11 protein-coding genes are annotated in these 9,745 nt (G+C 67.7%); 6 read left to right on the top strand and 5 right to left on the bottom strand.

The window, feature by feature from the left end:
* The coding region (locus tag AC1Q5W_RS15200; RefSeq protein ID WP_492704237.1) for a DUF4147 domain-containing protein at positions 1-234 on the bottom strand (234 nt) is incomplete at its 3' end.
* Positions 235-427: 193 nt separating this feature from the next.
* On the opposite strand from AC1Q5W_RS15200, the gene AC1Q5W_RS15195 reads away from it, so the two are divergent.
* Positions 428-1,066 carry a LysE family translocator gene (locus AC1Q5W_RS15195; RefSeq protein ID WP_492645282.1) on the top strand — a complete coding sequence of 213 codons (639 nt, stop codon included), beginning with the start codon at positions 428-430 and terminating at the stop codon, positions 1,064-1,066.
* Positions 1,067-1,094: 28 nt separating this feature from the next.
* On the opposite strand, the gene AC1Q5W_RS15190 is transcribed toward AC1Q5W_RS15195, so the two are convergent.
* Both AC1Q5W_RS15190 and xdhC read right to left on the bottom strand, forming a co-directional pair.
* Positions 1,095-2,330, bottom strand: a complete 1,236-nt coding sequence (locus AC1Q5W_RS15190; protein WP_492645281.1) for a urate hydroxylase PuuD — start codon at positions 2,328-2,330, stop codon at positions 1,095-1,097.
* A gap of 32 nt (positions 2,331-2,362) precedes the next feature.
* Complete coding sequence (gene xdhC / locus AC1Q5W_RS15185; protein ID WP_492645280.1) at positions 2,363-3,187, bottom strand: xanthine dehydrogenase accessory protein XdhC; 825 nt, start codon at positions 3,185-3,187, stop codon at positions 2,363-2,365.
* Between the two features lie 99 nt (positions 3,188-3,286).
* Here xdhC and AC1Q5W_RS15180 point away from each other — a divergent pair, with 99 nt between their 5' ends.
* Positions 3,287-3,772, top strand: a complete 486-nt coding sequence (locus AC1Q5W_RS15180; protein WP_492645279.1) for a hypothetical protein — start codon at positions 3,287-3,289, stop codon at positions 3,770-3,772.
* Between the two features lie 16 nt (positions 3,773-3,788).
* Here AC1Q5W_RS15180 and uraH read toward each other — a convergent pair whose 3' ends face one another.
* Positions 3,789-4,142, bottom strand: a complete 354-nt coding sequence (uraH, locus tag AC1Q5W_RS15175; protein WP_492645278.1) for a hydroxyisourate hydrolase — start codon at positions 4,140-4,142, stop codon at positions 3,789-3,791.
* A 59-nt stretch (positions 4,143-4,201) separates the two neighbouring features.
* On the opposite strand from uraH, the gene AC1Q5W_RS15170 reads away from it, so the two are divergent.
* The 4 genes from AC1Q5W_RS15170 to AC1Q5W_RS15155 are packed head-to-tail and all read left to right on the top strand — an operon-like array spanning position 4,202 to position 8,841.
* Complete coding sequence (locus AC1Q5W_RS15170) at positions 4,202-4,855, top strand: GntR family transcriptional regulator (RefSeq protein ID WP_492645277.1); 654 nt, start codon at positions 4,202-4,204, stop codon at positions 4,853-4,855.
* On the top strand, positions 4,852-5,802 hold the full coding sequence (gene puuE, locus AC1Q5W_RS15165; protein ID WP_492645276.1) for an allantoinase PuuE: 951 nt from the start codon (positions 4,852-4,854) through the stop codon (positions 5,800-5,802). Before AC1Q5W_RS15170 ends, puuE begins: the two co-directional genes overlap by 4 nt.
* 7 nt (positions 5,803-5,809) lie before the next feature.
* On the top strand, positions 5,810-7,609 hold the full coding sequence (gene uraD, locus AC1Q5W_RS15160; protein ID WP_492645275.1) for a 2-oxo-4-hydroxy-4-carboxy-5-ureidoimidazoline decarboxylase: 1,800 nt from the start codon (positions 5,810-5,812) through the stop codon (positions 7,607-7,609).
* The gene (locus AC1Q5W_RS15155; protein WP_492645274.1) at positions 7,606-8,841 is read left to right on the top strand and encodes a M20 family metallopeptidase; all 1,236 of its coding nucleotides are present in this window, start codon (positions 7,606-7,608) and stop codon (positions 8,839-8,841) included. Before uraD ends, AC1Q5W_RS15155 begins: the two co-directional genes overlap by 4 nt.
* 6 nt (positions 8,842-8,847) lie before the next feature.
* Here AC1Q5W_RS15155 and AC1Q5W_RS15150 read toward each other — a convergent pair whose 3' ends face one another.
* Positions 8,848-9,738 (bottom strand): LysR family transcriptional regulator, encoded by an 891-nt coding sequence (locus AC1Q5W_RS15150; protein ID WP_492645273.1) that lies wholly within the window; start codon positions 9,736-9,738, stop codon positions 8,848-8,850.
* Positions 9,739-9,745: the final 7 nt, after the last annotated feature.

Raw genomic sequence — 9,745 nt, 5'->3', positions numbered from 1 at the left:
GGTGACCACCAGGCCCTGCAGCGGCGCGTCCGCCGGCCAGGCCGCTTCCAGCGCCTGCACCATGGCTCCGGCGGCCTTGCCCGCCCCCAGCACCAGCGTGCGGGCACCCGGCTGCGCGGGTGGCGCAGGCAGGTAGGCCGCCAGGGTGTGCGCCGGCAGGGCGCGGCGCACCGCTGCCCAATACAGGTGTTCCAGAAACGCGCGGGGGTGGGTGCCGGGGTGGGGAGCAGTCATGGTGGGGCCGTGTCGCGGTGGGGAAGCCCCTATTCTGACGACAACCATCTTCTGGCGGCGGCAGCCAGCCGCCATGGCCCCACCCACACGTGGCGTTTGCTATCAAAACAAGAGCTTTCTGCGCACTGTCTGCGGGGGCTGGATGCCAATGTGGTTTATAGTTTTCCACTCCCCCACAGCACCGGTACGCGCCATGCCCACTTTCGACACCGCCCTCGCCTTCTTTGCAGCGTCCGTGCTGCTGGCCCTGGTACCCGGCCCGGACAACGTGTTTGTGCTGCTGCACTCGGCCGTGCACGGCCGGCGCGCCGGCATGCTGGTGGTGCTGGGTCTGTGCACCGGCTTGCTGGGGCACACGACCGCCGTCGCGCTGGGGCTGGCCGCCGTGTTTGCGGCGTCGGCAACCGCGTTCACCGTCCTCAAGCTGTGCGGGGCCGGCTACCTGGTGTGGCTGGCCTGGCAGGCATGGCGGGCGCCGGTCAGTGCCCTGGGCGAAGCAACCAGCGAAGCCAGCAGCCCCCGGCTGTCGGCGGCACAGACCTACGGGCGCGGTGTGCTGATGAACATCACCAACCCCAAGGTGGCCATTTTCTTCCTGGCCTTTCTGCCGCAATTCACCAACCCGGCCCAGGGCTCCATGGTAGGACAGATTCTGCTGCTGGGCGGCATCTTCATGCTGGCAACCCTGCTCACGTTTGGCGCCGTTGCGGTGTTCGCCGCCAGTTTCGGCATGGCCTTCAAGCGCTCGCTACGCGCCCAGCGCTGGCTCAACCGCATCGCCAGCCTGGTCTTTGTCGGACTGGCGCTCAAGCTGGCCACGGCACAACGCTGAGCGGCACGGCAGCGGGCACGACCGACGGCTAGTTGACGCGGGCCCCGCCCTCGTACCACTGCCGGATCACACCGCGCTCAGCCTCCGTGATCTCGGTGGCGTTGTTCATAGGCATGGCCCGCAGCACCACGGCCTGCTGGTAGATGGCCAGGGCGTGGGTGGCAACCCCCTGCGCCGAGTCCAGCCGCACATTCTTCATCTGCACCTGCGCGCCATGGCACAGGTAGCAACGTTGCGCCAGCACGGGTTGCAGTTTTTGGTAGTCCACCGGGCCTGCAAGCGGCACTGCTCCTGCGTCAATCGCTCCTGAATGCATAGCATCCGATGGCCCACCCGACACTGGACGCAACCACACGATGGCCCCCAGAATCACCACCACGCCCGCCAGCGCATAGGGCCAGGGGTGGGCGTTGCGGCCCAGTTTGAAGCCGTGGCGCAGCACGAAGAACTGGCGGATGGCGGCGCCGGCGGCCATCATGAGCACCAGCACCAGCCAGTTCTGCGGGTGGCTGTAGGTGAAGCTGTAGTGGTTGCTCAGCATGGCAAAGAGCACCGGCAGCGTGAAGTAGGTGTTGTGCACGCTGCGCTGCTTGCCGCGCTTGCCGTGTATGGGGTCCACCGGCCGGCCGGCAGCAATGTCGGCCACCATGGTGCGCTGCCCCGGAATGATCCAGAAGAACACATTGGCGCTCATGCTGGTGGCCAGCATGGCGCCCACCAGCAGGAAGGCGGCACGCCCGGCGAACCAGTGGCAGGCCAACCAGGCCGCCAACACCACCAGCAGCGCCACCAGTGCGCCCACGATGGCATCGCCGTGCGGGCGCTGGCCGAACAGGCGGCAGACGGTGTCGTAGGCCAGCCAGAACACCACCAGGAACGCCAGCGCCACGGCGATGGCCGCCGCCGGCGTCCACGCCATGACCGAGGGGGCGATGAGGTACGTTCCCGCATTCCACAGGTACAGCACGGTGAACAACGCAAACCCGCTCAGCCAGGTGCTGTAGCTCTCCCAGTAGAACCAGTGCAGGTGCGCCGGCAGCTGGGGCGGCGCAACGGCAAACTTGACCGGGTGGTAGAAGCCGCCGCCATGCACGGCCCACAGCTCGCCGCTGACGCCCTGGCGTTTCAGGTCGTCGTCGACCGGCGGCGTGAGGCTGCTGTCGAGAAACACGAAGTAGAACGAGGAGCCGATCCAGGCAATGGCCGTGATGACATGGACCCAGCGCAACAACAGGTTGGCCCAGTCCAGCAGGTAGTTTTCCATGCGGCGTGTTCTCCTTGGTGCGTGCGCAAAGTCTATACAGTTCCCGCCGGCGCGGGCACCTGCAGCAGCTGGGCGGCGACGGCCACGGCGATCACCGGCGGCTGCTTGTCGGCGATGCCGGGCACGCCGATGGGGCAGGTCACGTGGGCCAGTTCGGCCGCGCTGAAACCTCGCGCCTGCAGCCGCTGGCGAAAGGACGCCCATTTGGTCTTGCTGCCGATCAGCCCCACGTAGGGCAGGTCGCCCTGCGCGCGCTGGCGCGCCAGGCAGGCTGCCACCACCTCCAGGTCTTCGGCGTGGCTGAAACTCATGATCACCACCCGGGACTGCGGGGGCAGATCGGCCACCGCCGCCTGCACCGGCTGGGAGTGCTCGCAGCGCACGTTGTCCGGCAGGCTGCCGTGCTCGGTGTCGGTTTCAAAGACCGCATCGCGGCTGTCGATCCAGGTCACCGCCAGGGGCAGGTTCCCCAGCACCTGCACCAGGGCCTGGCCCACGTGGCCGCCGCCAAACAGGGCCACCGGCACCTGCGGGCGCGCCAGCCGCACCGCCAGGGCGGCCTGGTCCTGCGCCGTGACCCGCTCAAACTGCAACACCACCTCGCCGCCACAGCACTGGCCCAGGCTGGGGCCCAGTGCATAGCGCACCCGGGCCTCGGCGCCATCCGCCTGCACCAGCACCCGGCGCGCGTGGGCAATGGCGTCCTGCTCCAGGCGCCCGCCGCCGACCGTGGCCACGGTTGCATCGGCAAATACGGCCATCCAAGCACCCACTTCGCGCGGCACCGAACCGCGCGTGGCCTGCACGGTGACGAGCACCGCCGCTTCCTGCGCCAGACTGTGTAAAAACCGGTGCATCAAAATCACAATCGGATACCTTTTTTCACGCGCCCATTTCTCACAAAAGCCGGGAATTCAGGCACAGTATGCATTCGCCTACCTGCACAGAAGCACGCCATGACAACCTCCTCACCCCGCCCGAAACTGCACAAGGTCAGCCTGTGGGCCAGCATTGCCGCCCTGATTGCCGGCTGCGCCGGCAGGCCACCCGCGCCGCCGGCAGAGCCAGCGGCTGCGCTTCCCCCGGTTACCCTGGGCAAGGTTTCCCAGGCCCGCACACCCCTGGATTACCGCCGCGACGCAGCGGCCCACCTGTACGCCTTGAACAGCACGCGCATCTACGCCGGCAAAATGCCCCCGCTGCTGTATGCCATTGGCGTGCTGCAAGTGGACATTGATGGCCGCGGCGGCGTCACCGCCATTCGCTGGATGCGCGCCCCCACCCAGGCGCCCGAGGTCATTGCCGAAATTGAACGCTCGGTGCGCCAGGCGGCTCCGTTCCCGGCACCGGCCCGCATGGGCCGCGTCACCTACACCGACACCTGGCTCTGGCACAAGAGCGGCCGCTTCCAGCTCGATACGCTGACCGAAGGCCAACTCTGACTCCACCCGGCGCGGCTCAAGAACCCCGGTAGGTGGAGTAGCTCCAGGGACTGACTAGCAGCGGCACGTGGTAGTGCTCATCCACATGGGCCACGCCGAAGTCCAGGCTGACGAGGTTCAGGAAATGGGGTTCGGGCAGCGCCACACCACGCGCCCTGAAATAACCCGCCACATCGAACACCAGCCGGTAGGTGCCCACGCGCAGATCGGCGTCGTCCACCAGCAGGCCATCGGGGCTGCGGCCATCCGCGTTCAGCACCCAGCGCCCGATCAGCGTGGCCTGCTCCCCGTGTGTGGTGTACAGCGTCACGTGCATGTCGGCTGCGGGCGTGCCGTGCATGGTGTCCAGTACGTGCGTGCTCAAGCCCATGGCGCGGTCCTCGTGAAGTGTTTTCCAAAGTGTATACACTTTTGAGGATTGCCGCTATCATGCCCCGCATGGACTCTACGACCCACGCCATCGTCGAGGCGCTGACCCGCTCCATCGTGGAGCACCGCCTGCAACCGGGCTCCAAGCTGGTGGAGCAGAAACTGGCCGACCAGTTTGGCGTCTCGCGCACGCTGGTGCGCCAGGCCCTGTTCAAGCTGTCGCAGAACCGGCTCATCCACATGGAGCCGGCGCGCGGCGCCTTCGTGGCTGCCCCGTCGGTGGACGAAGCCCGGCAGGTGTTTGCCGTGCGTCGCATGCTGGAAGCCGGCATGGCCAGCGCCTTCATCCACAGCGCGACGGTGGACGACATCCAGGCCCTGAAGGACCACGTGGCGCAGGAAGCCGCCGCCGTGCAGCGGGGCGACGTGCCAGGGCGCACGGCGCTGCTGGGCGATTTCCATGTGTGCATGGCGCAGCGCATGGGCAACGCGGTGCTGGCCCACCTGCTCACCGACCTGATCTCGCGCTGCGCGCTCATCACGCTCATGTACCAGTCGCGCAGTTCCGCCGAGCATTCCCACGAAGAACACGCCGCCATCGTAGCCGCCCTGGAGGCCCGCGATGAGGCCCTGGCCCTGCGGCTGATGGAAAGCCACCTGCGCAACGTGGAAGAAGCCCTCACCCTCAGCCCACCCGCCGGCGTAACAGCATGAAACATTACGACACCACCGGCCCCTACCCCCGTGACCTGGCCGGTTACGGCCAGCACCCGCCCCATGCGCAGTGGCCGGGCGGTGCGCGGGTGGCCGTTCAGTTTGTGCTGAACTACGAAGAAGGCGGCGAAAACTGCGTGCTGCACGGCGATGCCGGCTCCGAACAGTTCCTCTCGGAAATGGCCAACCCGGCCAGCTACCCCGATCGCCACATGAGCATGGAGAGCATCTACGAATACGGCTCGCGTGCCGGTTTGTGGCGCATCCTGCGCGAGTTCGAACGCCGCGGCCTGCCGCTCACCGTGTTCGGCGTGGGCATGGCCCTGCAGCGCCAGCCCGAACTGGCCGCGGCCCTGGTGGAGCAAGGCCACGAAATCGCCTGCCACGGCTGGCGCTGGATCCATTACCAGAACGTGGACGAGGCCACGGAGCGCGAACACATGCGCCTCGGAATGGACGCTATCACCCAGCTCACCGGACAACGCCCGCTGGGCTGGTACACCGGCCGCGACAGCCCGCGCACACGCCGCCTGGTAGCCGACTACGGCGGCTTTGAATACGACAGCGACTATTACGGCGACGACCTGCCCTTCTGGATGCGCGTGCAAAAGACCGATGGCACGGTGGTACCGCAGCTCATCGTGCCCTACACGCTGGACTGCAACGACATGCGCTTTGCCCTGCCCCAGGGCTATTCGTACGCCGACCCATTCTTCCAGTACCTGAAAGACAGCTTCGACGTGCTCTACGCCGAAGGCGACCCGAACGGCCTGAACCAGCCGACCATGATGAGCATCGGCATGCACTGCCGCCTGCTGGGCCACCCCGGGCGCATCACGGCCCTGCAGCGCTTTTTGGATCACCTTGCCCGCCATGACCGGGTCTGGGTATGCCGGCGCGTGGACATTGCGCGGCACTGGAAAGCGGTTCATCCGTACCAGGAGTGAGCACGCCATGGCACTGACACTGGACCAGATCAACCAAGCGTCGCTGGACGACGCCACCGCACTGCTGGCCGGCCTGTACGAGCACTCGCCCTGGATACCCCGCACTGCCCTGGCCCAGCGCCCGTTTGCTTCGCCGGCGCAGCTGCAGTACGCCATGGTGCAGGTAGTGAACGCAGCCGGTGAGGCCGCGCAGCTGGCGCTGATCCGCGCCCACCCCGAGCTGGCCGGCAAGGCCCGGGTGGACGGGCAGCTCACCGCTGAATCCGCCCACGAGCAGCAGACCGCCGGCCTGACACGCTGCACGCCGCAGGAGTTCGAAACCCTGCAGCAGCTCAACCGCGACTACAACGCCCGCTTCGGCTTCCCCTTCATCCTGGCCGTGCGCGGGCCGCGCGGCACCGGCTTGGGCAAAGCCGAGATCATGGCCACCTTTGCGCGGCGCCTGCAGAACCCGGCCGATGTCGAGCGCCAGGAATGCCTGCACGCCATCCACCGCATTGCCGAGCTGCGCCTGAACGACCTGCTGGGCAAGCACCCCGACCAGGGCAACGCGGTATGGGACTGGCACGAAGCCCTGGCCCGGCACAGCGAGCCGGCCTATGCCGCGCAGGGCCAGCTCACCGTCACCTACCTCACCGATGCCCACCGCGCCTGCGCGGCACAGATTGCGCAAACCATGCGCGACTGCGGCTTCGACAGCGTGGTGGTGGACGCCGTCGGCAATGTGGTGGGTCGCTATGAAAATCATAGCTATATGCGCAATGAAGACGGTCACTCCGGCATCAAAACATCTCCAACTTTACTCACCGGAAGCCACTACGACACCGTGCGCAATGGCGGCAAGTACGACGGCCGCCTGGGCATTTTTGTGCCCCTGGCCGTGGTGCAGGCGCTGCACCGCCAGCAGCGCCGGTTGCCCGTGGCGCTGGAGGTGGTGGCCTTTGCCGAAGAGGAAGGCCAGCGCTTCAAGGCCACCTTCCTGGGTTCCGCTGCGCTGACGGGCGACTTCGATCCGGCCTGGCTGGACCAGCAGGACGCCGACGGCATCTCCATGCGCCAGGCCCTGCAACACGCCGGCTTGCCGGTGCAGAATATTGCCGCACTGAAGCGCAACCCGGCCGACTACCTGGGCTTTGTGGAAGTGCACATCGAACAGGGCCCGGTGCTCCATGCGCTGGACCTGCCGCTGGGCGTGGTCACCAGCATCAACGCCAGCGTGCGCTACCAGGGCGAGGTCATCGGCATGGCCAGCCACGCCGGCACCACGCCCATGGCCAGCCGCCGCGATGCCGCCGCCGCGGTGGCCGAGCTGCTGCTGTTTGTGGAGCGGCGCGCCGGTGGCGACGACGATTCGGTCGGCACCGTCGGCCTGCTCAACGTGCCCGGTGGCTCCATCAACGTGGTACCGGGGCGCTGCCAGTTCTCCCTGGACCTGCGCGCCCCGACCGACGCACAGCGCGACCGCCTGGCCGCCGATGTGTTGGCCGAACTGAACGCCATCTGCGCCCGCCGGGGCGTGCACCACACGCTGGTCGAGACCCTGCGTGCCAGCGCGGCACCCAGTGCACCCGCCTGGCAAGCCCGCTGGGAGGCGGCCGTGGCGTGCCTGGGCCTGCCCGTGCACCGCATGCCCAGCGGCGCCGGCCACGACGCCATGCAGCTGCACCGGGTCATGCCGCAAGCCATGCTGTTTGTGCGCGGGCAAAACAGCGGCATCAGCCACAACCCGCTGGAGTCCACCACCAGCGACGACATGCAGCGGGCGGTGGATGCCTTTGCCGCACTCCTGGAAGCCATTGCCCCATGACCCCCTACGCCCAACTCGACGCCTGGATCGACGCGCACTTTGACGAACAGGTGCGTTTCCTGCAGGAACTCATCCGGGTGCCCACCGACACCCCCCCGGGCAACAACGCCCCGCACGCCGAGCGTACCGCCGAACTGCTGACCGCCATGGGCCTGCCACCCGAACGCCACCCGGTGCCGGCGGAGCTGGTGCACGCGGCCGGGCTGCAGAGCATTACCAACCTGGTGGTGCGCCGCGCCTATGGCCCCGGCCCCACCGTGGCCCTGAATGCCCACGGCGATGTGGTGCCGCCCGGCGAAGGCTGGACGCACGAGCCCTACGCGGGCGACATCGCGGACGGCAAGGTCTACGGCCGCGCTGCCGCCGTGAGCAAGAGCGACTTTGCCACTTACACCTTTGCCGTGCGGGCACTGGAGGCCTTGCAGCTGCCGCTGCACGGCGGCGTGGAGCTGCTCTTTACCTACGACGAGGAATTCGGCGGCGAAGTGGGGCCGGCCTGGCTGCTCAGGAACAAGCTCACCCACGCCAACCTGCTCATTGCCGCGGGCTTCTCCTACCAGGTCATCACGGCGCACAACGGCTGCCTGCAGCTGGAGGTGACCGTGCACGGCAAAATGGCCCACGCCGCCATTCCCGATTCCGGCGTGGACGCGCTGCAGGGTGCCGTGCACATTCTCAATGCCCTGTATGCGCAGAACACGCTGTACCGGCAAGTGCGCTCGCAGGTGGAGGGCATTACCCACCCCTACCTGAACGTGGGCCTGATCAGCGGTGGCACCAACACCAACGTGGTCCCGGGGCGCGTCACCTTCAAGCTGGACCGGCGCATGATTCCCGAAGAGCAACCCGAGCAGGTGGAAGCCACCCTGCGCCAGGTCATTGCCGATGCCGCAGCGCGCATACCCGGCATCACCGTGGACGTTCGGCGCATTCTGCTGGCGCGCGCCATGCGGCCGCTGCCGGGCAACCAGCCGCTGGTGGCGGCCATCCAGAAGCATGGCGCCCTTGTTTTTGGCGAACCCATACCCGCCATGGGCACGCCGCTGTACACCGATGTGCGCCTGTTTGCCGAGGCCGGCATTCCCGGTGTGATCTACGGCGCCGGCCCGCGCACGGTTCTGGAGTCCCACGCCAAGCAGGCCGACGAACGCCTGGAGCTACAGGACCTGCGCCGCGCCACCAAGGTGGTTGCGCGCACGCTGCTGGACTTGCTGACGCCCCCCGCACCCTAGGTGCCGCTACTGGAACAGGCGCTCCTGCAGGAAGGCCACAAAGGTTGCCGTGTTCAGGGCCAGCCATTGGCGTGCCGGGTAGACCGCGTAGATTGGCGGCCCCGGATTCAGGCGGTACTGCGGCAGCAGCTCGACCAGGGCGCCACTGGCCAGCTCGTGCTCGACCAGCAGGCGGTCCAGCACCGTGATGCCGGCGCCGGTGCAGGCGCTGGCAACCAGCGCCATGCCGTCGTTCGCGCGGATGCGGCCCGTAGCCTGAACCGGGATGACGGTGTCGCCGTCCTGAAAGCTCCATTCGTCCCACACCCGCGTGCCGCTGATGTAGAGCAGGCACTCGTGCTGCGCCAGATCGGCGGGGGTTACCGGAGTGCCGGCCCGCTGCAGATAGGACGGCGCGGCCACCAGCACGCGGGGGTTGTCGGCCAGCTTGCGCGCCACCAGGGTGGAGTCCTCCAGGTGCGCCACGCGAACCGCCACATCGATCTGCTCGGCCACCAGGTCGGTCAGGCGGTCTTCCACCAGCAGCGTGATCTCCACCAGCGGGTGGCGCCGGGTGAATTCGGTCACCAGGGGAATCAGGTAACGCTGACCCAGCGGCCGCGGGCAGGCAATGCGCAGCCGGCCCCGGACTTCTTGCTGGAACTGGCCAGAGATCTGTTCAACATTGGCCAGCGAACGGTCGATGTGCTGGGCCTCCAGCAGCACCGCCTCCCCAACCTCGGTCAGCGTCAGCCTGCGCGTGGTGCGCTGGATGAGCCGGGCGCCCAGATCGGCCTCCAGCTTGGCCAGCTGCCGGGAAATGACGGATTTTCCGCAGCCCAGACGCAGCGCCGCCTTGCTGATGCTGCCGGCGCTCACGATGGCAGAGAACGTGGCCAGATGTTGGGGGTTGAGCATGAGCCGG

Source organism: Rhodoferax sp. MLSD5-FHT05B10 (genome assembly GCF_058793415.1).
Note: the sequence above shows the minus strand (reverse complement) of the source record. Positions and strands in the feature narration are given on the sequence as shown.